At 40.3% G+C, this 22322-nt stretch carries 16 protein-coding genes and 1 pseudogene; 8 read left to right on the forward strand and 9 right to left on the reverse strand.

The window, feature by feature from the left end:
• The first annotated feature begins 291 nt into the window (after positions 1-291).
• The gene (gene evgA / locus ACJY2G_RS01220) at positions 292-906 is read left to right on the forward strand and encodes an acid-sensing system DNA-binding response regulator EvgA (protein ID WP_430319929.1); all 615 of its coding nucleotides are present in this window, start codon (positions 292-294) and stop codon (positions 904-906) included.
• Positions 899-4165 (forward strand): response regulator, encoded by a 3267-nt coding sequence (locus ACJY2G_RS01225; protein ID WP_430319930.1) that lies wholly within the window; start codon positions 899-901, stop codon positions 4163-4165. The genes evgA and ACJY2G_RS01225 overlap by 8 nt, the downstream gene beginning before the upstream one ends.
• Before the next feature lie 18 nt (positions 4166-4183).
• Here the strand turns inward: ACJY2G_RS01225 and ACJY2G_RS01230 are convergent, their stop codons facing one another.
• Both ACJY2G_RS01230 and ACJY2G_RS01235 read right to left on the reverse strand, forming a co-directional pair.
• Complete coding sequence (locus tag ACJY2G_RS01230) at positions 4184-4819, reverse strand: YfdX family protein (protein WP_430319931.1); 636 nt, start codon at positions 4817-4819, stop codon at positions 4184-4186.
• 207 nt (positions 4820-5026) lie between these two features.
• A complete protein-coding gene (locus ACJY2G_RS01235) occupies positions 5027-5230 on the reverse strand; it encodes a hypothetical protein (protein WP_439291119.1) in 204 nt (67 codons plus the stop codon).
• Here ACJY2G_RS01235 and ACJY2G_RS01240 point away from each other — a divergent pair.
• The 3 genes from ACJY2G_RS01240 (at position 5159) to gadC (ending at position 9024) form a co-directional block, all read left to right on the forward strand.
• Entirely contained in the window at positions 5159-5449 is a 291-nt protein-coding gene (locus ACJY2G_RS01240; RefSeq protein ID WP_113876274.1) for a DUF2913 family protein, read from the forward strand. The genes ACJY2G_RS01235 and ACJY2G_RS01240 overlap by 72 nt on opposite strands.
• 548 nt (positions 5450-5997) lie before the next feature.
• The gene (locus ACJY2G_RS01245) at positions 5998-7383 is read left to right on the forward strand and encodes a glutamate decarboxylase (RefSeq protein ID WP_112289466.1); all 1386 of its coding nucleotides are present in this window, start codon (positions 5998-6000) and stop codon (positions 7381-7383) included.
• 102 nt (positions 7384-7485) lie between these two features.
• Entirely contained in the window at positions 7486-9024 is a 1539-nt protein-coding gene (gadC, locus tag ACJY2G_RS01250; protein ID WP_113876275.1) for a glutamate:gamma-aminobutyrate antiporter, read from the forward strand.
• 82 nt (positions 9025-9106) lie between these two features.
• On the opposite strand, the gene ACJY2G_RS01255 is transcribed toward gadC, so the two are convergent.
• Positions 9107-10066, reverse strand: coding sequence for a glycosyltransferase (locus ACJY2G_RS01255; protein ID WP_430319932.1), 960 nt, complete (start codon positions 10064-10066; stop codon positions 9107-9109).
• Positions 10067-10443: 377 nt separating this feature from the next.
• Between ACJY2G_RS01255 and ACJY2G_RS01260 the strand changes: the two are divergent.
• Positions 10444-10731: pseudogene (locus ACJY2G_RS01260) on the forward strand (alpha/beta hydrolase fold domain-containing protein); the annotation flags it as partial.
• Here ACJY2G_RS01260 and ACJY2G_RS01265 read toward each other — a convergent pair.
• Positions 10709-11044, reverse strand: coding sequence for a hypothetical protein (locus ACJY2G_RS01265; protein ID WP_112289468.1), 336 nt, complete (start codon positions 11042-11044; stop codon positions 10709-10711). The pseudogene ACJY2G_RS01260 and the gene ACJY2G_RS01265 sit on opposite strands and share 23 nt — an antisense overlap.
• 629 nt (positions 11045-11673) lie before the next feature.
• On the opposite strand from ACJY2G_RS01265, the gene ACJY2G_RS01270 reads away from it, so the two are divergent.
• Positions 11674-12810 carry a porin gene (locus ACJY2G_RS01270; protein ID WP_439291077.1) on the forward strand — a complete coding sequence of 379 codons (1137 nt, stop codon included), beginning with the start codon at positions 11674-11676 and terminating at the stop codon, positions 12808-12810.
• Positions 12811-12876: 66 nt separating this feature from the next.
• Here ACJY2G_RS01270 and ACJY2G_RS01275 read toward each other — a convergent pair whose 3' ends face one another.
• On the reverse strand, positions 12877-13098 hold the full coding sequence (locus tag ACJY2G_RS01275; RefSeq protein ID WP_439291079.1) for a hypothetical protein: 222 nt from the start codon (positions 13096-13098) through the stop codon (positions 12877-12879).
• Between the two features lie 426 nt (positions 13099-13524).
• Between ACJY2G_RS01275 and ACJY2G_RS01280 the strand changes: the two genes are divergently transcribed.
• Positions 13525-15084 carry a DNA cytosine methyltransferase gene (locus ACJY2G_RS01280; protein WP_439291080.1) on the forward strand — a complete coding sequence of 520 codons (1560 nt, stop codon included), beginning with the start codon at positions 13525-13527 and terminating at the stop codon, positions 15082-15084.
• Here the strand turns inward: ACJY2G_RS01280 and ACJY2G_RS01285 are convergent.
• Genes ACJY2G_RS01285 through ACJY2G_RS01300 form a run of 4 tightly spaced genes read right to left on the reverse strand, consistent with a single transcriptional unit; the run spans position 15052 to position 22198 of the window.
• Positions 15052-17109, reverse strand: a complete 2058-nt coding sequence (locus ACJY2G_RS01285) for an AIPR family protein (RefSeq protein ID WP_439291082.1) — start codon at positions 17107-17109, stop codon at positions 15052-15054. The genes ACJY2G_RS01280 and ACJY2G_RS01285 overlap by 33 nt on opposite strands.
• Entirely contained in the window at positions 17106-18074 is a 969-nt protein-coding gene (locus ACJY2G_RS01290; RefSeq protein ID WP_439291083.1) for a PD-(D/E)XK motif protein, read from the reverse strand. Before ACJY2G_RS01290 ends, ACJY2G_RS01285 begins: the two co-directional genes overlap by 4 nt.
• Complete coding sequence (locus tag ACJY2G_RS01295) at positions 18067-20730, reverse strand: Z1 domain-containing protein (protein WP_439291084.1); 2664 nt, start codon at positions 20728-20730, stop codon at positions 18067-18069. Before ACJY2G_RS01295 ends, ACJY2G_RS01290 begins: the two co-directional genes overlap by 8 nt.
• A complete protein-coding gene (locus tag ACJY2G_RS01300) occupies positions 20723-22198 on the reverse strand; it encodes an ATP-binding protein (RefSeq protein ID WP_439291086.1) in 1476 nt (491 codons plus the stop codon). The genes ACJY2G_RS01295 and ACJY2G_RS01300 overlap by 8 nt, the downstream gene beginning before the upstream one ends.
• Between the last annotated feature and the right edge of the window lie 124 nt (positions 22199-22322).

Raw genomic sequence — 22322 nt, forward strand, 5'->3', positions numbered from 1 at the left:
TAATCGATGGCTGAAATAATTAATCTAAAATTAACAATATTAAAACAATATATTGCTGAATGCGTATAGCTCTCATCTTTAACTATGCCCTCATTTATATTGCGTTTATATTCACTCCCATAATAAATGTTAGAATGTTTTTCATGTGGCAACCTCACTAATTAATATTTAACGACTCGCATATTTCAATTGTAAATGTCGTAATATGTATTTCTCATATTTTCTCGGACACAGGAAATTTGAAGGAATTGATGTTTAATTTTTGTTAAATCAAAGGATGATGATTTAATAATGAAGGCAATAATCGTAGACGACCACCCTATCGCACTCATCGCGATAAGAAATTTGCTTAATGCAAATGGAATAGACATTTTGGCAGAACTGGATGAAGGGGGAAACGTCGTCAAAAAAGTCGAAACGCTAAAACCCGATCTTCTTATCATTGATGTCGACATCCCTGTACTAAGCGGTATCGAAGTGCTGGAGCAATTACGTAAGCGTCGTTATTCAGGGGCTATTATCGTCATTTCGGCTAAAAATGAAGTCTTTTATGGACAGCGCAGTGCAGAATTAGGCGCAAATGGATTTGTCAGTAAAAAAGAAGGACTTAATAATATTATGTCTGCAATTGAAGCTGCCAATAATGGTTACAGTTATTTCCCTTTCACGCTGAGTCGTTTTTACGGCGAGACAACAAGTGAACAAGGCAAACTGGATTCACTTTCCATGCAGGAAGTAAAAGTTTTCAGATATATGATTAACGGTACTGATTATACCAGTATCGCCAGTAAAATGAACATTAGCAATAAAACAGTTTGTACCTATAAAAGACGGTTGTTAGAAAAGCTTAACTGTAATTCTTTGATGGATCTTTTTAGTTTTGCGCAAAGAAATAAGCTTGGATAAACTCATGAAGATTTTTGCGTTTATACTTTTAATTGTGCTATTCCCTGTAAATGCGGCCACGGTAAAGAATATTGAAATTAAAAATAGTTTTATTAATAATTTTGAGAGGGTCAAATTAAGTAAGGATGAAATACGCCTGATTGCCCGTAAACAGAGTCTGGTTATTGGTACATGGACGCCTGAGATTTCACCCGTTGTTTACGATAGCGTTGACCATTATTACAGAGGAATTAATGCTGATTATCTGGCGTTAATGCAAAAGAGCCTGGGTGTTAAGATCACTATTACACTGTATAGCAGCGAGGCCGAAGCACTTGAAGAACTCAGAAAAAACCACGTCGATATGCTGCTTACCCCATTGACGCGTAAAGCCTATGAAGAGGATGATTTACTGCATAGCTCGGCTTTAGTCAGAACCTATCCGACGCTCGTGACATCCTTAAAAAACGCGATGCAGCCTTTATCAACAGATAAAACGGTCACTATTGCATGCTCTGAATCATGCCCTCCTGCCGGGAGTATCAAAGCTGACTTCCCTAATGCAGTGATTAAATATTATGATACTGATTATCTCGCCATGTCATCAGTTTCAGATAATGAAAATACTTACTTTATTGGTGATAACATCTCCACCGGTAATTATATTTCTCAGTTTTTCCCTCAGTCACTCTCAGTGATACGTTACTTTCTTCAGTCAGATCTGGATAATCACTTCATTTTTAATTCTGAACAAATCATACTCTGTGAAACTATCAATAACTTTATTCATGCAATATCAAATGAAACAAATATTCAGATTACACAAAACTGGCTAGACAGAGGGAACCTCTCATTTTTAAATAAGCCAATTTCATTAACTGGCCGAGAGAAGAGTTGGCTTAAAAAACATAAAAAAATACGTGTGCTTGTCAACCCATACTATCCTCCTTTCACAATCACCAATCACGAGAATGAAATTCGCGGCATTATGGGTGATATCTTGAATCTTATCCAGATACAAACCGGTATGGAATTTGAACCGGTATTTACTAATTCAAATGCTGAAATGATTAAGATAATGCTTAAAGGGGAGTGGGATCTGATCCCCGCCGCCACTTATAGCAGTGAAAGGGTAGATCATATTTCATTCAGTGATCCTTTTATGAAAGTCCCTTTTGTCCTGGTAACGAAACTAAAACGAGCAGTGGATACTTCGCTCAAAGATATTACTCAGGTCGCAATACCTTCTCACTTTACCATTGACCGTCAACTCAGGGATAAGTACCCACAGGTAAAATGGATCTTAGTAGAAAACACCAGCATTGCTATGAATATGGTGAATAAAGGTGAGGTTGATGCAGCAGTGACAACTCAATTATCAGCACGCTATATCATCGATCACTATTATCCTAATGCATTAAATTATATGCGCCTCTCAGATATGCCGCTTGCACCAATCAGTTTTGCCTTATCCAAAAGCGATCCTGAATTGAAATCCATTTTAAACAAAGCTCTTATGTCGATTCCACCGCGAGAGATACTTCAGTTGACTGAAAAATGGTCAAAGATGCCTAAAGTTCAGATTGAAACCTGGAACCTATACAGCAAGCAATTTTATCTCGTTATCGCGTTAGCCGGAACACTGATTATAAGTAGCCTGATTTGGGGAATTTATCTGTTAAGTGAAGTACGTAAACGTAAAGAGTCCGAGCGTCAGTTGGAAATTCAGCTTCAGCTGAAAGAATCTCTTTCCAGCGCACTTGAAGAGGAAAAAAATAAAGCGATTCTTGCAACGGAAGCAAAAAGTCAGTTTCTCGCCACGATGACACATGAATTGCGCACTCCTGTCAGCTCCATTGTGGGTTTCTTAGAATTACTGGACGGTCATAAACTCGATGATCAACAACATCGGGAAGCTATTTCACAGGTATATTCCACAGCGCAATCATTGTTAGGGTTGATCGGCGAAATACTTGATGTTGATAAAGTGGCGTCAGGTAAATATCAGATTCATTACCAAAGAACCGATGTTAATAAACTGATTCTTGAAATATGCCGCTCTTTTGAGGGGATTACGCAGAAAAAAAATCTTTCATTAAATGTTAATATTACTCTTCCCAATGATATACAGATACTCGTTGACCCTCAGGCACTCAGGCAGATTGTGAATAATCTCATCAGTAATGCTTTGAAGTTTACTGATAAGGGTTGGGTTCAGGTGTGTGTGCATCAGCATAGGTTTAGCGACTATCAAACCGGAATTCAGATCCTTGTCAGTGATACCGGATGCGGTATTTCCCAGGACGAACAGGCGACACTTTTTACGCGTTACTCCCAGGCCAGGTCCGGACGTTTGCAAACCGGGTCGGGCTTAGGGCTGGCGATATGTAAAGAGCTCGTTTCGCTGATGCATGGCACACTCACGATGGATAGCCAGCCCGGCAGCGGAACGACTCTTACCCTCAACTTACCTGTGGAAATATGTGCGCCACAGCCAGACATTTCCTCAGTACCTCAAAGTGAGCCTTTAGCTCTCGCCCCTCTCTCTATTCTGATAGCAGATGACCATCCAGCTAACCGCCTGCTGCTCAGGAGGCAATTACAAAATATCGGTTATGAGGTGCATGAAGCCAGTGACGGGGATGTGGCAGAGAAAATGCTAGGGAGAATGCATTTCGATTTGTTGATTACTGACATTAATATGCCGGGCAAAGATGGAATTACACTTTCTAAAGACATACGAAAAAGCCATCCCACTTTACAAATTTGGGGACTGACGGCAAATGCTCAGGAGCACATGCGAGAGAAATGTTTGCAAAGCGGGATGAATCTCTGTCTTTTTAAACCCGTTTCCCTGGGAACTCTGACCAATGAACTCAATAAGCTTGCGCGGGGGCGTCCGGTTACACCTGCGATTTCTCATCTCAATGTGGATGTACTTAATCGCAACACTGGCGGACAAAAGGATCTGCTCAATGAGCTGATTCAGGTTTTCTATCGTGAAGCTAAGAAGGATCTGGCTGAAGCTGAGAAGGCAATCACAGTGGGCTCTTTCAGCAAGTTCAGGCAGGCCATGCATCGCCTTCATGGTGCTTCTCAGCTTCTCGAAATAGCAGAACTTAAAACAATTCTTGTCCCTGTTGAAGCCATGGATGAGATTGAGTTGACGAATGAATATTGTCTGTCAGTGCTGAAATCAGTCAGAAGCATTTTGCAGGACGTCAGTGAAGAGATCACCATTATTTGTCCGGCAGACATTCAAGAACTGCCAGACAGATAATAATAGTGATATTTCAAATCATTTGGTTAAATCTATAAGCTGGCTTTCCACCACAATTCCATCTTCTGCGCTTTTCAACATCAGATTGGCTTCGTAGTATTTGCCAGTGTTGAGCAGATGGGTGGTCTCGGCAACGGCATGGCGTGTTTGCTGTAATGGCATCAGATACTGATTTTGCACCACGCTCATGCCAGCTAAACGCAGCGTGTCGACGGCTCCTTTTGGATCGCCCTCAGAGATTTTCTCGTTTGCCTTTTTAATGGCGGCCTCTTTTTCTGGTGAGGCAACGAAGTTCTCTGAAATCGAAAAATTAGAATTAATGATAATATACTGATCGTTAATCATCTTCGCTTTATGATCCATCTTGGTGAACTTGCTCCAGTCTGTGCTGGTATCAGAGAGCAAGGTCGTCGCGTTAGCGATAAAGTTTTCGGCTGTTCCAGTATGCCCCTGAAATATGGCGACTCTGGCCAATTGTATATCGCGCATCGCATCAAATCCCTGTCCGGCCATGTGCAATACCTCTCCGGCTTCGCGTTGAACCTTTTTAACTGAAGTGGTTTCCGTTTTAACATCGGCCGTATTTTCTGACGCCCAAACTGGAGTCGCGGTCATCACGGTAGCTATCATGCTGGCTAATAATAAGTTTTTCATAATAATATCCTTTCAATAAATTGTTTCTGGAAAACATTTATAGAATAGGGTTTACATTGCCTGATGGTAATAGGACCGCCACCTTTATTGTGAGAGATATGACTTACACTTGTCATCCCTGTTTAGTATGGATTACAGATGTGAGATTGAGATGATAATGACGGGATGTTTATCCTATGTATTTTGATGAAAACAAAGAATAGATTGTCACAACAAATTCGTTATTGAAAAAATTATTATATCTTTATCTTTATCTTTATCTTTATCTTTATCTTTATCTTTATCTTTATCTTTATCTTTATCTTTATCTTTATCTTTATCTTTATCAGGCAGAGAAAATTGAATAATACCAATGAAAAAATAGCTCATCTTTCCTGGTGCGCGCTGATAGCTCTTTACATCAACAATCACAGACATCCATCACAGGATGCCGCACAAGAAGACCTTTTTTTACGTCGCTGGCTAACAAATGCCCAACACCAAAAAAGGTTTCCCAAAGAAGTGGCGGGATCACTCAATGACATTATCTGCTATAGCAGGCAGTTAAGTCGGAAGGTGAGAATAAAAGAATATTTGCTGGATATATGGAACAGTTATTCAAGGTCAGAAGAGGACCCGCTGTCGTTATGAAACTGTCGTTATGAAGCTGCCCTCAGCATCAATATATTATTTTACGGTATCCACCCGACAAGAGGCATCATGCGTGTTGGAAAAATTTTACTTTTAACTCTCACTTCTTTCATGTTGCCGCAGTCCCTGGGCTCAACTATAGCTACGGGAAATACGGTTCCGCCAAAGATGGTTACATATGAAGAGTTTATTTTCCTGGAGTCAGATGATGTGTTTCCAATGACAACTTTGGAGACTGCAAATGACAAGGTTGTCCAAAGTTATAAATTAATTAGTTCCCATAAAGTAAGGCGTTTTTTATTGCGTCTATTATCGGGAAAATAACGTATTGATTATAATTTATTTATTGCAGAATTTGAATTGTAAACAGGTAACAGAAGTCACTGACTGTGGCGCGGTTTTATTTATCGTCTGTCAGGTCATAGTCTCCATGACATAAACGCTATCGAATTCCCCCGGCACCGTTCAATCTTTGATTTGGTCATTTATTGGCGTTGCTTATATTTTTAAATAAAAAACTTTTAATGGTTTATAAAGTGAGCGAGCATATGAAAGTTACACAATCGAATAAAGATGACGTTTATGCGTCAGCAGAGTTAGCATCATCATTACCCACTTCAGTTTTTCCAATAGCAGAGTGTGAGCCTCGCAATATATTTAATGCGATTCGTGATGAATTATTACTTGATGGTAATTCACGTCAGAACCTTGCGACTTTTTGTCAGACCTGGGTAGATGATGAAATCCGGGAACTTATGGATTTGTCCATCGATAAAAATATGATCGATAAAGATGAATATCCGCAAACTGCTGAAATTGAAGCTCGTTGCGTGCGAATGCTGGCGGACCTGTGGAATTCCCCCATGCCGACAACCACGCTGGGTTGTTCCACCATTGGTTCTTCAGAAGCGGCAATGCTTGGCGGGTTGGCACTGAAGTGGCAGTGGCGCAAGAAGCGCGCTCTGCAGGGGCTTCCTTCTGACAAACCAAATCTGATATGTGGCCCGGTTCAAATCTGCTGGCATAAATTTGCCCGCTATTTCGACGTTGAACTGCGTGAGATTCCATTGGAAGGCGATCGTCTTATCATGTCGCCGGAAGAGGTACTTAAGCGTGTGGATGAAAATACTATCGGTGTGATCCCTACGCTTGGCGTGACATTTACCTGCCAGTATGAGCCGGTGAAAGCAGTAAGCGATGCTCTTGATAAACTTCAGCTGCAGACCGGGCAGGACATCCCCATGCATATTGACGGCGCCAGCGGCGGTTTTCTGGCGCCATTCTGTGCCCCGGAACTGGAGTGGGATTTCCGTTTACCACGAGTTAAATCCATCAACGCATCAGGACATAAATTTGGTCTGGCTCCGCTTGGCGCTGGCTGGGTGATATGGCGCGAGTCGTCAGATCTGCCTGAAGAGCTAATTTTCAACGTTAATTATCTGGGCGGAAACATGCCGACCTTTGCGCTTAACTTTTCACGCCCTGGCGGTCAGATCGTTGCGCAGTACTACAACTTCTTGCGTCTGGGACGAGAAGGGTACGCAAAAATCCATAATGCCTGTTACGCCACAGCCCAGCATCTGGCGGCAGAAATCGGCAAGCTTGGGCCGTTTGAGATCATTTTCGATGGCGACAGCCAAAAAGGTATCCCTGCACTGGCCTGGACGCTGAAAGAGGGTGCTTACCTTGGCGGTTACACGCTCTACGATCTGGCTGAGAAGCTGCGCGTGCGTGGCTGGCAGGTGCCGGCTTACTCCATGCCGTCCCACCGAGAAGATTTGGTGGTTCAGCGCATTCTGGTCCGTCACGGTGTGAGCTACGACCTCGGCTGCCTGCTCATTGAAGATATGAAACGTGCGCTGAATGACTTCATGAGTCACCCGCTCAGCCAGCCTTCCAGCGCATCACGCACGGGCGGCTTTAATCACGCATAAACGCGTGACTTCTCTTGTTCCGGGGTGACCCGACAGTCCCCCCCCTAAATTTCAGATTAAAACTTACTGAGAAGACTCTGCGCTTCCTTCAGGAGATCAGTTATGGCGAGCACAATAAAAAGCGCCGCACCTAAACAATTATCGTTGTTGGGCTTTTTTGCTATAACGGCGTCGATGGTGATGGCCGTTTATGAATACCCCACGTTTGCAACCTCGGGTTTTTCCCTTATTTTCTTTCTGCTGTTAGGCGGCCTGTTGTGGTTTATTCCCGTCGGTCTTTGTGCGGCCGAAATGGCGACGGTGGAAGGGTGGCAGGAGGGGGGTGTTTTCACCTGGGTTTCTAAAACGCTCGGTGAAAAATGGGGATTTGCGGCTATTTCGTTCGGTTATTTGCAAATCGCGATTGGGTTTATCCCCATGCTCTATTTTGTGCTGGGTGCGCTCTCTTACATCCTCAAATGGCCGGAGCTAAACAACGATCCGATAGTAAAAACGGTAGCGGCGCTGGTAATCCTCTGGGGGCTGGCTTTAACGCAGTTCGGCGGCACCAGGAATACGGCACGTATTGCAAAAATCGGTTTTTTTGCAGGTATCCTGCTGCCTGCATTAATTCTGGTTGTTTTGGCGCTTAGCTATTTGCATTCCGGTGCGCCGGTGGCTATCAAAATGAGCATGTCGACTTTCTTCCCGGACTTTACCCAGATGGGTACCTTAGTGGTATTCGTGGCGTTTATCCTGAGTTACATGGGTGTTGAAGCTTCTGCAACCCATGTCAACGAAATGAAGAATCCGGGTCGGGACTATCCGCTCGCGATGCTGTTGTTAATGGTTGCGGCCATCTTCCTGAGTTCTATTGGCGGGTTGTCTATCGCTGCAGTGATCCCTCACAGTGATATTAATCTTTCGGCAGGTGTAATGCAGACTTTCACCGTGCTAATTAATCACTTTGGCAGCGGTTTTGAGTGGGCTATCCGTGTTATTGCCGCGTTGTTGATGTTGGGAGTATTGGCTGAAATTGCTGCCTGGATTGTCGGGCCTTCTCGTGGAATGCTGGTGACGGCGCAAAAAGGCATATTGCCCGCGAGTTTCGCCAAAATTAATAAGAACGGTGTGCCCGTCGTTCTGGTGATTTCCCAGTTAATCATCACTTCTGTAGCTCTGATTGTTCTGACCAATACAGGCGGCGGCAATAATATGTCATTCCTGATTGCGCTGGCATTAACCGTTGTTATTTATCTGTGCAGCTATTTCCTGCTCTTCCTGGGATATATCAATCTGGTGCGCAAGCAGTCGAAAAACAAGCGAACCTTTAATATTCCTGGTGGAAAAACGGTAAAACTTAGCGTTGCGATGGTCGGTTTACTGATTTCAATGATTGCCTTTGTGGTCTCGTTCTGTCCGCCTTCTGGTCTGCCGGGCGGGGAGGCGAACCACCTGTACGCGGGTCTGCTGATCGTCAGCTTCCTGGTAGTGGTATCGATTCCGTTCATTATCTATGCATTGCATGATAAGCGTGGTAAGGCATGTAATTTAACACTTGAACCTATCACTACAGATTCAGCGCCTGAAGGACATTTCTTCATTCATCCGCGCGCGCGTTCGAAACATCATATCTTTGTAGGTGATAAAAAAATGCATTGATTGGAAACAAACAGACCAGTATGACTGGTCTGTTTACTTGTTTCGTGTCTGACCTACTTTATCGCTTCTTTCAGGATCTCATTTATAAAAGTTTGCCTGACAGCTTAATAAAGAAAAATACATCACTCAGGCTGTTAATACCTCTAAATAAATCACCGGCTGAAATGCTTTCCCTGAAGCATGACTTCACCCCGATCTTGTCCCCCACATTATTTCTAAACAACCCCAAAAAATGCCGCGCCTCCACCAGCGCATGCCGGTACAAAAACACCCTGATTATTATGTTCTGCTCCAGCCTGGCCAGCCGGATGATTTCCGCAATCACCTCTATATAGCTTTGTGCCCTGACGTCAAAATAATCGCTGCGATGCGTGATGGAATCGGCATTTACCTTATAAGTGTAATCTTTGCTGTCGGATAAACAGAATCGACCATTGGCCGCTGCAAGGTGAATGGTCCAGAGAATATCTTTGTGGCTTTTGCCGGACTGAAAGGAGAGGGAATGCTGGCGGATATAAGATGACCTGATGATCTGCAGCCACAGATAGTGTGGCCATTCGTGATGCGTCACGCAGTGGCGTATCCAGTCATGCCCGGATAGGTTTTTTCCGTAGGGCTGTTTGACATGCACAGCCGTGTTGGATGAAGAGGACCCTGTGCGCCAGGCATTGAAGATCATCACATCGGCCTGAGTGTTTATCGCGTCCTGCCAGCGTTCATAAATGAATCCGTCTTTAACGTCGTCGTCTGCATCAAGAAATATCACCCATTCGCCGCGATGGATATCCAGAGCGGCATTGCGTGCTGCATAGACGCCCTGATTTTCCTGCTCAATGAGGATGAACCGGTTGTCGCAGACATCCCGGATAAGATTGCCGGTAGCATCAGTGGAACCGTCATTAACGATAATGAGTTCAATAACGACACGGGTTTCCCTAAGGATCTTGCTGATGAGGTGACCGATGGTCTTTGCGGCGTTATAGACAGGAATGATGATGCTGACATCAATCCGTTCAGTTTGAATTTCTGAAATGAGCGTCATTCGTCATCATGCCTTTTGACCGGGATTTCTCTTCTTTCCCTGATTTCCGATTGAATATCGTAAATGCATTCCTCGCAAAGCTCTTTATCCTGAGAAAATAACCGTTCGATGAAGTTTCTTTTTTTATTGCATCGGGTGCATCTTTTCATTTTCATCTCGTATTCGCATTATTCTTCATTTGGTATTTTCGCGGCGTAACAAATCCCGGCTTCAAAATGAGCCGCTAATAATATAAGAGTTTTAATCCACGTTCAGGAACGCCAAGGATAACCAGAGCTGGCTGGCAAAAGATAATCGTTTTGATAGATCAATAAGTAAGAACTGATCGTTAGTACCGATCGACTTGCTGAGCTGGTTAACGACTTCATCGCTGCTGGCCGTCCGTCTTCCCGCAGACTGACTTCATGCACCCTGAAGCCAGTCCTTTGTGGCGCGATGACTTTGCCGGATTGCCGCCGGTTCACATCATCACGGCGGAATACGATCCGTTATGTGACGAAGGCGAGGCGCTGTACTCCCGGCTGACTGAGAAGGGTGTTGAATGTACTGCTCAGCGCTATCTGGGTGTCATTCATGGATTTTTCCAGCTCGGTGGGATCAGCAAGACAGCGCGAAATGTCATGCGGGAGATCGCCGCGCACGTCAGTTCATCGGATAAGCCGTAATTTTTTTCATACGCATCAGGCTGCTGTTGGCCTGCTCGCATAATTCAAAGAGCACAGGGATCAGATGCGCTGATGCTTTCAGGTAGCCGCTGACCTGTGCAATCCCCTCCGGTGGGATTATCTCGCAGTTCTCCAGTCCTTCACTCAAACACAATAATCCCTGACATAGTCCGCCGGCGGACTCCGATGCCAGCGCGCTGAGATCATAAAGCTGCGCTTCCCCGAAGTGGCTGAGATCCAACCCTTCAATCAGTGAACGAAAAACGGTGACAGAGTTTGCGGTGAAGGCCGTGCTGTTTTCAGTATTAGTCATGAAGATCATTCCATTGTCAGTGAGTCGAGGCCCCCTTTACTGGCGGGGTGATTGCCGCTGCCAGAGAACTGTATGCCTGTTCATGCTGCAAAGAAATAACCTGTTTATATTTACAGTGGTTTGTTGTCGGAACTGGAAGATGTCTCGCAAAATTCGCACAGAGAATCGGGGATATTCACCACCAGAATGATATCCATGAGATAAAAATTGAAATTGGTTAATTAATAACAGTCTTTTCCGGATATTATTCTGGCGATTTTGAATTAACTCAAATTCAATGTGATAATATTAAGTGGTTGTCACGTAATGTCATTATCACGCTGGCATGATTTACTTATTGATGCTATTTTTAGGATGTAATTGTTATTAAATATTTCAATTTTTTGTTCCGTCAAGTTTACAATTGCTCGTATTTTTATCATGTTGTTCTGTATTTAATCACTAAAACATAAAAATTTTCTTATAGTTACATATCACAATATTATTGTTTACTAATTACTCCCTATATACAATTTTCTTATAAGGAACTTTCTGAATTTTCACTTTGTCCCCCGTCATACCTATGTTAATTATTTATACGCGGCGCAAGACCGCACACACATCACATAAATAATAAAGACAGGGTAATAATGAGCAATTTAAAAGCGTCAATCTTAATTGGCGGCGTCGTGCTGTCGGCATTATCTGCCAGCGCCCGGGCCGAAATTACTGTTTTAGATAAAAATCCTCAGAGTAATGCTTTGCTGGCGCCATTAAGCTTGCAGGTCGGCGGCAGCATCCGTCCTGAGTGGATTTTCAATAACGGTCCGGAGCCTGGCTATTATAAAAATGGTCACGATGGTGGCACCCGTTTCCGCTTCCGTGGTGATTATAAACTGACACAAGATACCTCAGTCATCGCCTACTACGAGCTGGGTGTGGACATGGCGAACCTGCTGGGCATGAATGATCACTATCCGGAAGGTGGTCAGCGTGATACTCAGCGTCAGTTATATGCAGGCTTTAAAGATGACCGCTACGGGACATTAACCTACGGCCACCAGTACGGTATTTATTATTCTGTCGTCGGGATTAAAAGCGACGTCTGGGATAACGATGGTCATGCGGGCGGTACCGGTATTGGCATTAACGGCAGTTACGATGGTGCAAATAAGCCTAAAAACAGCATTAAATATACCAACGACTTTGGTCCTGTGACGTTATATGCCAACTACTTATTACCTGAAGATGAAATTCAGGCGGGCGAGGATCAGCACTATCGCCGTAATAATGGTGGCGGTTTAGGCTTCGATTATAAACTCACCAAAGATTTAGTCTGGAGTGCGGCGTATAGCCTGACTGACGCCACGGTGAAAGATAACCAATATAACGAAAAAGATTATCACCAGCAGTTGTCTGGTACCGCATTAACCTGGCAGCCAAACAACTGGTACATCGTCGGCACCGGCAGCTATTACAAAGATTTCGTGCCGAGCACCCGTGAAAATCCTGTTGAACATTATTTTGCTGGCAGCGGTTACGGCGTGGAAGGGTTCGTTGGTTATACCTTTAATATCGACAAACCGTTCCTGAAATCTATCCAGCCATACGTTGCAGCCGATTCCCTGCAACTGAAAGGCGGCGAAGAATATCACGCGAACCACGTCTATCTGGGCGCGGGTACCACCATCGGTTACGGCTTGTCTGTTTACGTGGAACGCACATTAGCGCACACCACCGACGACGAAGCAGACGCCACCTGGGTTACCGTCTTCTACGATTTCTAATTCACACGCCTCGTGGATCATCAGGCCAGCGCAGTTGCGCTGGCTTTTTTACGTCTGTGAATCCGCTTAGTGCGTCAGTGTTTCCGGCACTTCTATAGCCACCACGTCGTCATCGCTAAAGGGCATTTCCAACGTCTGATACAGCACTTCCAGCCGTTCACAAAGAATATATCCCAGCAGGTCTTTCGCCTGCGGATTATCCAGCGACACAATGGCATAAGACAACGCACGACAGTGATCGACGATCTCTTCCAGTTCCAGCGGGGTATTGTCGTAAAGGTTAGGCATTTTGAGTACTCCAGAAAATAGTGAGTTTGCTACCACTGGAGACGCTAACCTCGGGGTGGTAGCTCAAACAGCGTTAGCGTTACCGGTTTTCTGGATCCGGTGCTTCGTGAGAAGCCACTGTCTGAGCCACCATAATTGGGGTGAGTGCAGACCGTACCACATTGGCTCTATTTTCATAGAGTTGTAGGTACCAGAAAATGACAGAACGCTAATTCTGACTGCGGATTTTGCCGCAGCGAAGAGAGTCTAATACGTGGGAATTTGTACAGTAAGAGGAATTTTTAGGCAGTTTGCAGTTTTGCGAGATGTCTTGGAAATCGGAATGATTTCTGCTAAATACGTTGCTTAACTGACAGATTTCCTGGTGCAGACTATATAATCCTGGTATCTTTACTGATAACTTTAGAGGCTAAAATCGGTTTCATAATGAAAGAAAAATCAATTCCCATTGTCGATTTATTTGCAGGGCCAGGTGGGTTGGGTGAGGGGTTTTCTGCATATCAAGATAATCATGCGTTTAAAATAGTTGTTTCAGCAGAAAAAGATGCTGACGCACGGAAGACATTATTATTACGAGCATTTTACAGAATATTAAAACGAGAAAATGCTGAAGGCTTGCAGGACTACTATGATTTTTGTAATGGGATAGCTTCTAAGCCTTATACAAATGACACATTGGATCAATGGACAAAGGCTGATGCAGAAGCTAGGCAAATAACTTTAGGTTCAATTGAGGGAAATACTGAACTTGATGAAATAATTGAGTCAAAGATAGATACGTCTGAACCGTGGGTATTAATTGGAGGTCCCCCATGTCAGGCTTATTCTTTAGTTGGGAGAGCTAGAAATAAAGGGAATAGTGAGTATAAAGCCGAAGATGACAACCGCCATTTCTTATATAAAGAGTATCTTAGGATAATTCAACAGTATTGCCCTTCCATTTTCGTAATGGAAAATGTTAAAGGAATACTCTCTTCAAAAGTAAATGGTAAGCGCGTCTTTGATGAAATACTTACTGACTTAACTGACCCTGATGCTGCATTAAAACGTGTTGGGAAAGGTTTTAAATACAGAATATGCTCCTTAGTTAGTGAGCAGGTTTTTAAGGCTGGAGATGATCCCAAAAGTATCGATCCAAATAAATTCATAATACGTGCAGAAAATTACTCTGTTCCGCAAGCTAGACACAGAGTAATTTTAGTAGGTATAAGAGAAGATATGCCAGGTACACTGGGATCACTTTTAATCAATGACCATGTCACAGTTGAAGATGCTATTAGTGAATTACCTCAATTGAGAAGTAAATTAAGTAAAGGCAAAGATTCTGCTGAACGATGGAAAAAAATTATTAAAGATCAGCTATGCTCACTTGCGAAAATAACGACAGACAAAAGCCTATCTAGTGAACTTAAAAACACAGCTTATGAAATCATAGAAAATGGAATAACTGGGAGTTTGAGATTCCCAAAAGATGATTATTCATCAGGATGTCACTCATGTAATTCAAATTTGATAACAGAGTGGTTTTCTGATAATCGTCTTCGGGTCTGGTTGAATCATGAAACTCGCGGGCACATGGATAGCGATTTAGGAAGGTATGGTTATGCAGCTGTTTTTGCAAAAATAAACAACCGGTCACCCAAAGGACATAAGGAATTTGATATTCAGGGACTTAAACCAGAGCATAAGAACTGGGAAAGTGGCAAGTTCTCTGACAGATTTCGGGTTCAATTAAAAAAGTACCCATCAACCACAATAACAAGCCATATTTCAAAAGATGGGCATTATTTTATTCATTATGACGCCCGGCAATGTAGAAGCCTTACTGTTAGAGAAGCTGCCAGGCTACAAACATTCCCGGACAACTATTTCTTCCAAGGGAATCGGACACAGCAATTTCATCAAGTCGGAAATGCTGTGCCACCTTATTTGGCTTATCAAATCGCAAAGGTATTATTTGACTTTTTTAACAATGTCAAGAAGTGACTTTGACTGCGTTTCGTTTGGTATTTTGTGAGGAATTGATAATGCTAATTGTAAAAGAACAATTTCTTTCTCAGTTAGCAATTTTTCAGTCAGTCCCTTTTGAGCAATGTCTTTCCATTCTTGATTTGTAATCTTAATAACTTCCTTCTGCGCATATATTCCGGCATCAATTCTTTGCTGTTTTTTAGCAACTTTTTCATCTGCAGCACTAACCGAAACAAGAACTAATTCATTTTTGAACTCTTTAGAAATCAAAAGGGAAATATCGCAAGCAGTTTTTTTAATTTCATCCCAACAAGCTTCTTTTTTGGCCCATTCAGAAATATTAGATATTCCTTGAGTAGGAGAAAGCAATATTTTGTTAACATGAGATGATAGTATTTCCAATGTATTTATCATGCCATTAGAAAGACTTTGTTCCTTCCATATTTTCTCATAATTGATATTCATTTCTAATATTTTACAACATTCAGATAATAATGCTAAGGTATATGCAACTATATTTGCTCTATAACCACCATTATACCAACTTTGAGAAGAAACTAATTTTTCAGTACATTGGAAAGTTATTGCTCTTGAGATGGCCCTTTTGTAGTAATATTCATTAAATACATCAGATTTTGATTTCCACTCTTGAGCAATACGTGATGCATATTGAGTAAAGTTTTTTTGAGCTCCTAAATTTACCCATTTTGGATGTTCATCCCATACATTTTCATATTTTGCTAAATCAGTTTTAGTAAACATTTGATTTTTAGGATTTCGAGACTTAAATTCGGTTTGCTCTCTCTTGTTCATATTAGTTAGTTCATTAGCATATTGGCCACGAGCCCTTTCATAAAACCATTTAGTTTCTCTTAGTTCACCTTGTTTTGCCGGAGCCCATAATTTTCTCGAAAATTCTTGCATCCTGATATGGAAAGGATGATTAGAGAAAAAGTCAGCTGCATTTACGCGATTTTGTGTATTTGCATACTCAGATATTTTAGGCACAAACTCTTCGCTTTTACTTTGGTCAACAATCGATAGTTTCATTTGAACGAACACTTTATCGAGAGATGCCTTCTCCTTATGTTGAGTATGAAATAATGACGCCGTTGTTTGTCCACCGTTTACAATCTGAAGGTCACTGATAGTCGTTATTAATAATCCCTGGTTAGTGCTAAGTGTATCTATTTTTTTTGCAGTCGCAGTAATTCCATTATTATAAGAAAAGAACATATCAGGTTCATTTAAAATAGTCGATTTTATTCCCTTATTCACTGAACCTTTTGCTTGTAAAAAACAACGTACATTTTGTTCTAATAAACGTGCATCATATTTTTCATAAATTGAGGACAGTACCTTTCCAGGAATGACTACTAAGTAAGACTCAAGTGCATCACCGCCCATGTGAGCTGGTAAGCACGGGAGGCCGTTTCCAAAAAGACTCATAAGGTCAATTTCTATAGATTCTTTTTGGCCTTGCGAAGAAGCTTGTCTATGAAGACGGCTTATATCCCATATGTGGAATGAATTAATTACTTCGTTCTCAACAATATCTTCTATGTTTTTCACCTGAGAACTTAGAGCTCTTTCTGAGAAAATAAAATAATTAATCTTTCTTATATTTTCTCTACGATCATAAAGTTGTCTGGATAAGCTATATTCAGGGCTTGTTTCGTCTAGGCCGTCATAAAACTTATCCTTAAGGTTTATTTTTGCAAACTGTGTTACTTTCTTAAACATGGAATCAATTTCAGTTCTAGTAAGGCTCGCTAGCTCATTTCTACTATCAAAGTCAGCAATAAATAAATTAAGAATTCCATCTTCAGTAAATCCAAAACCATCGACCCTTAAAGCTAAGGTACCAGCCTTACCACGATAGTGGCATAATTCAAACTCCTCAATAACACCACAGTCTATAAGGTCTTTACTTATATTTTCCATGAAATTATAAAGTTGGAAATCATCTCCATTCATTGAACTAGCCAATAAATCTTGGCGAAAATCATGGAAAAACTCTTCAGTTGTTTGATTCATCATGATCTCCAAGTAATTTTATTCGGTATTTCGAAACGGGATATGTCGGTTAGTAAAATTTCATAACTTGTTCTGACGATGCCAACAGGAAGATTACTTTTCGTCAGTCTAGGAAAGTCATCAATTATTGAGAAAGTCTTTTCATTTTTAATTATAAATTGTGGTTTATTATATTCTTCCAATGGTAAATAACCCGCAAAAGAAAGTTTAGAGTAGAAGGTGTCTATTTCTTCAAGAGACTCAAGATGGGTAGTAATATGTTCAACTAATTGGTTCAAGGATGATCTGTTTTCAACATCCTCGCTTTCGCCAAGAGCATAAATTTTGAGTGATAGTTTTTTAAATTTACTCTCAAGTTGATCCTCGGAAGATATCTTTACAGTGCTTCTTTCATCCCCATTCAAGGATTTTATTTCAATAGCTATGTTATTAAAAATAAAATCATGTTGGACCTTTTCGGGGCCCTTCCAGGCATCTAATATACTTTGATGATCCTCAGCACTTGCTTCACTTAGCAAGGTCATTAGAAATGTCAATTCTGCATACAGCCCCCTTATTTGCGATGGGGTTAAAACATGCATTCTTTTACTTGCTAAAAATAATTTCCATCTTTTTATAGCTTCAAAAACCTTATATATAGTTTTTGATGAATCTGCTGCAGTCATTGAAAAAATAATAGAGTTAATAAGGAGTGTAAAGATGTCTTCATCAGAATCATTTTCAAGAGTTATCACTAAATTTTGTTTTTCATGACTATCTTGTCGAAGATCGATATCTAAACCAGAAATTGTAATTTTGTGTTTTTTGAAAATTAACTCTTGGTTTCCTTTAAGACATATAATGAATAATTCTTTACCATATTCATTTCTACCAATAAATAGATCATGATTGCATTTGACCGCTAGTTTTCTAACATTTAGATTGGACTGAGGAATGGAAATGCCATCCCAATTGAATAAATTATTCATCCCAATCCTCCTCTTCATCGGGGGTGTCATATACACTTCCCATGAAACTTTCTAACCATACTTTGTTGACTTTTATCTCAATGGATTTTGTGAGTAAATTTGTTGGGAAACTTATACCAAATGCCGGTACGATATGTTTTATTTCATTGTTGTCTTTATTTTCATAAAACTCTAATAGATGAACCATTAATAATGGTTTTGAGCGAACATTTCTATAATCCCAGTCAGAAATGTTCTTATTACCACAATTTTTTTCAGCTTGTACCAACTGCTCTGGGGTCAGCCCCAACATTTCATCTGACTTACTCGCAACTCTACTTTTCGCTGTCTGCCAGTAATGTTCTTCTTTAATTAATTTTGCAGATCTACGAGTTTGTACACCTAAACTAAATTTTTCCAAGTTATCATCATTGCCATTTTTTACCGAGATTAGTAAAACATCTGATTTTTTACAAATATCAGAGATTTCTCTAAGATATTTAAGGGCATTAGACTTTTTAAAAGCAAACTTGCTATGAGCTTGAAATTCTTGGAGGAAGTTTTCGATATTTTCTGTATTTACATCTTTAATAAACCATCCTTTCTTGGTATCTACGATCTGATTTACTCCTTTCCCAAAGCCTTGTTTCCAATAGTTAGATATGAGATTAATATTTTTCTCATTAATTGAAGATGAGAATGGTAATATGTCACTCTCAATCAATCTTCCACAATAATTTTGCTGTACGATTAAGTCTTCACCATGCCTCATTTTATTTACTGCTGTTATTAAAAGTTGGTCAGGGTGTTTTTTTACATACAATCCAAATTGCTTAGGACTAAGTCTATCTCTACGCATCTGCTTAACTTGGGATCGTAATTCTTCTGTAGCAGTTGCTATATGGGCATACCACTCTATAGAATCATCGCTTAAATATACACGACACAAATCCTCATAACCTGTTCTGTACCCAAACCACCTCCCCATTTGCATTAACGTGTCATACATTTTAGTATTTCTATACATATAGCTTATGCAGAGCCCTTCAATTGTCAAACCTCGAGAAAGACTAAGACCTCCAACTGCAATAACCGACAACCCCTCATTTTTATATTCTGCATAATCAAGATTATCTTGAGATTTACCATTTATAACAACTGATTTAAGTGTTTTGAAAACACCGTATAAATTATCCTTTATTTCTGACCAATCATATCCGCAGTTATTAAATTCTTCCTTAAATAACATGTGTAAATCGGCCATATGCTTGTTTTTCTCAGATAAGTCATTAGGCATTTTATAATTAGCTAATATTGATTCTTCTAATGACTTAATATATTGACTAATAAGACTTTTAACATTGTTCTGTATGTCAATAAATCTTGATACATTAATCATCATGGAGCAGTGTTTATTCTCTTGTCCTCTTAAATTACGGATTCGTCGTACTAAAATAAAGGAGTTTATAGCTTTATATAAAGATGGTGGCAACTCAGTTATTTGGTCATCTTTTTTGTGAGATAAGCTGATGTATTTCTCCGCATCAAGTATTTTATGCAATATCTTTTCACTAGTAACATCATCTATAAATACCTTCTCTGGCCCAAAATATGTTGTAGGAGAATCTAAGCAATATATAAAATCTTTGGGGAATAACTCATTATACGCTTCAGGATCATACGACTCTGGATTAATGAATATATTTGCAAAGGGTGTGGCTGTATAACCTACGTAGCAAGACTTCTCAAACAAGCTAACTATTTTCCTTATCATAAAATTAGTTTGTGTGGGATCGACATCTTCTTTATTGGTGTTAATTGAGGCATTGTCCGCCTCATCATCGATCATGAGCATTGGGATATCAGCTATTTTGCCATCACCTTTAACATTCATTTCTTTCAACCAAGTAAATAGTGATTTTAAAGTTGAGACATTCTTCTTTATAACCAAAATAATTGGTTTGCTGAAATCATTAAGCTCCCATCCACTATGTCCAGCAGTTGATTTATTAAAGTCTTGATAAATATTAGTTAATGTTGCAGGGTGGGGGTATTTATTATGACCTACACCGATCAGACAGCGATTATTCGGATCGCTTGATTTTCCAACAAATCCTTCATCCACACGCTCTTGGGTCTGTTTTCTTAAATTATTATGAATGCCAGCAATTACTATAATGAATTTATAACCAGCATCAGCTGCACGAGAAACAACGCTTAAATAGTTTGCCGTTTTGCCTGATTGTACATTTCCGATTACCAGACCTCTGCGGTCCCAGGTACCGTCACTTGTTGGATCTTGTAATAAACCGACTATATTCTTGCTTACATCGGAAAGGCTTTGTATTAGATTATTATTCCATCCTTGCCCTCTAAGATATTTTTCATAGGAGTCTGAGTAAATCCAATTTATTTTATTATTTGTATAGACCCATTTTTCATCATGTTTTGCTTCTGGGTCTACCAATGATACACCCACCCCCATACTAGTAACGATGTCAACCATTACCTGGTTTACAACTGGCTCTATAGGGCCTGTATATTGAACTAATGGGGCAATCATTTTCGCAGCATTTTCAATATCTAAATGACTTGGAGTTTCCTTCGCCGAGCCAAATAATTGTATTAATGAGTTAATAATACTGTTTTGAGAACTATTAAAGTTGATGTCACTCATAAAATTCCTTATTGATGTAATCGTCTATTGCTGCTTCTTTTCCATTAAACAGACCAGTAGAAAGTACTAATGATTTATATTGCTCGGCATCTATATTCCCATTTATCACTAATAACTCTTTAAATCTATCCAAACTGCTTGTTAATTCTTTATCATCTATTTTAGGTGTTAGCATTTCTTTTGGTGATAACGAAAAATCTGAATAAATCATTTCTAAAGGAAGCGATGCAGAAATTGCATTGAGAATAAATTTTTGATTAACTTTATTATTAGGGTTTTCTATTAGAGATAATATTAATGGATGTTGAGCATTAATTTCATAGTGTATATTATCTGCTTCGGCGTATCTTTCCCATAGCGGGCAAGAGGACTCATCAAATAGTTTTTTACCACGTCTGCGATGGACATCTGTACTTCTGTTTATTATTTTATTTAGTATTTGTCTCATTCTCTCTCTAACCTGCTTTGGTGGGCTGGCTCGAGATTTTTTTATATCAATAGTCCAATCTTCATCTAAATTATTGTTGAAATCAATTTGGACCCTTGCTAGTTTTGTCGATTCCCCTTTAGCAATCATTCTAAACCAATCTCCCCAAGCCATCAGTCTCCCATTTCGGTATATATATGCACCTTGATTGGATATAAAGTCACTACGGTTTTGATAAAACTCATACTCAGCCGCAGTAAGTTTACTATGATGGGGAAGTATGTAAGGTTGTATTGTAACGATGTTATTTTCAACAATTACCTTTTCCTCCGGCATCATCTGAGTTGCTTTTATTTTTCTGCAGAAAGGATCAAAGGCTGTAATCTGATGACCATTTATTTTTATCTTTATTTTAGTTTTGATAGTGTCATCATTTGTGAGAAATCTATGGAAAACAAGTGATAAGTGTTTTCCTAAAATAGCCAATTTTTCGTTTACTAGTGAATCTCTAGTTTCACCAATAAGAGTTTCAAAAAGTCGATCCAATTTTCTCCAAATAACAACCGTTCCATTTTTTCCTAGAGAATCTTCAAAGCCTAAATCTGAAATATCGTCTTGATCAAGAATACTAATAATCCATTCATCTCGCTCATCAACTATATCTAAGTCCCATTGTGCTGCGCTCACCGCATCATCTTTTTTTGTTAATACAGTGAGTTGTCGGCATTGAGAGAATGACGCGGTCTTTAGCCCTAGACCAAACCTGCCAAGATCGTTTTCTCCCCGCAAGTCGTTGGGATTGCGTGACCCATGTTTCATGGCCCCGATTAATTCTTCGGAAGACATACCGCAACCATTATCAATGATAGCTAATTGCGGCTCTTTTGAATTTAAAAAGCAAAAAATGCTAACTTCGGTAGAATTAGCTGAAATACTATTATCAACTATGTCGGCAATAGCTGTCTCTAGTGAATACCCCAGATCGCGCAGTGATTCAGATAATGCTGAAGCGCTAGGAGGAAGGCATAATTCCATAGCCATAAATTGTATAAACTCATCGATTCATCATTACTAAAAAATGAACTAGTTTATACGTTATGTCAAAGAGTAACTGCAGCATGTACCTCACTATAAAGGCACCTGTTATCAGGTTAATAATTTCAAT

The sequence above is a fragment of the Rahnella sp. ATs2 genome, assembly GCF_051851855.1.
GTDB lineage: Bacteria > Pseudomonadota > Gammaproteobacteria > Enterobacterales > Enterobacteriaceae > Rahnella > Rahnella variigena.

What these genes read in the sequence shown, in the direction of transcription:
- evgA (WP_430319929.1), top strand. Translation starts at nt 292, where the DNA reads ATGAAGGCAATAATCGTAGACGACCACCCTATCGCACTCATCGCGATA.
- ACJY2G_RS01230 (WP_430319931.1), bottom strand. Translation starts at nt 4,819, where the DNA reads ATGAAAAACTTATTATTAGCCAGCATGATAGCTACCGTGATGACCGCG.
- ACJY2G_RS01245 (WP_112289466.1), top strand. Translation starts at nt 5,998, where the DNA reads ATGAAAGTTACACAATCGAATAAAGATGACGTTTATGCGTCAGCAGAG.
- gadC (WP_113876275.1), top strand. Translation starts at nt 7,486, where the DNA reads ATGGCGAGCACAATAAAAAGCGCCGCACCTAAACAATTATCGTTGTTG.
- ACJY2G_RS01255 (WP_430319932.1), bottom strand. Translation starts at nt 10,066, where the DNA reads ATGACGCTCATTTCAGAAATTCAAACTGAACGGATTGATGTCAGCATC.
- ACJY2G_RS01265 (WP_112289468.1), bottom strand. Translation starts at nt 11,044, where the DNA reads ATGACTAATACTGAAAACAGCACGGCCTTCACCGCAAACTCTGTCACC.
- ACJY2G_RS01270 (WP_439291077.1), top strand. Translation starts at nt 11,674, where the DNA reads ATGAGCAATTTAAAAGCGTCAATCTTAATTGGCGGCGTCGTGCTGTCG.
- ACJY2G_RS01275 (WP_439291079.1), bottom strand. Translation starts at nt 13,098, where the DNA reads ATGCCTAACCTTTACGACAATACCCCGCTGGAACTGGAAGAGATCGTC.
- ACJY2G_RS01280 (WP_439291080.1), top strand. Translation starts at nt 13,525, where the DNA reads ATGAAAGAAAAATCAATTCCCATTGTCGATTTATTTGCAGGGCCAGGT.
- ACJY2G_RS01285 (WP_439291082.1), bottom strand. Translation starts at nt 17,109, where the DNA reads ATGATGAATCAAACAACTGAAGAGTTTTTCCATGATTTTCGCCAAGAT.
- ACJY2G_RS01290 (WP_439291083.1), bottom strand. Translation starts at nt 18,074, where the DNA reads ATGAATAATTTATTCAATTGGGATGGCATTTCCATTCCTCAGTCCAAT.
- ACJY2G_RS01295 (WP_439291084.1), bottom strand. Translation starts at nt 20,730, where the DNA reads ATGAGTGACATCAACTTTAATAGTTCTCAAAACAGTATTATTAACTCA.
- ACJY2G_RS01300 (WP_439291086.1), bottom strand. Translation starts at nt 22,198, where the DNA reads ATGGCTATGGAATTATGCCTTCCTCCTAGCGCTTCAGCATTATCTGAA.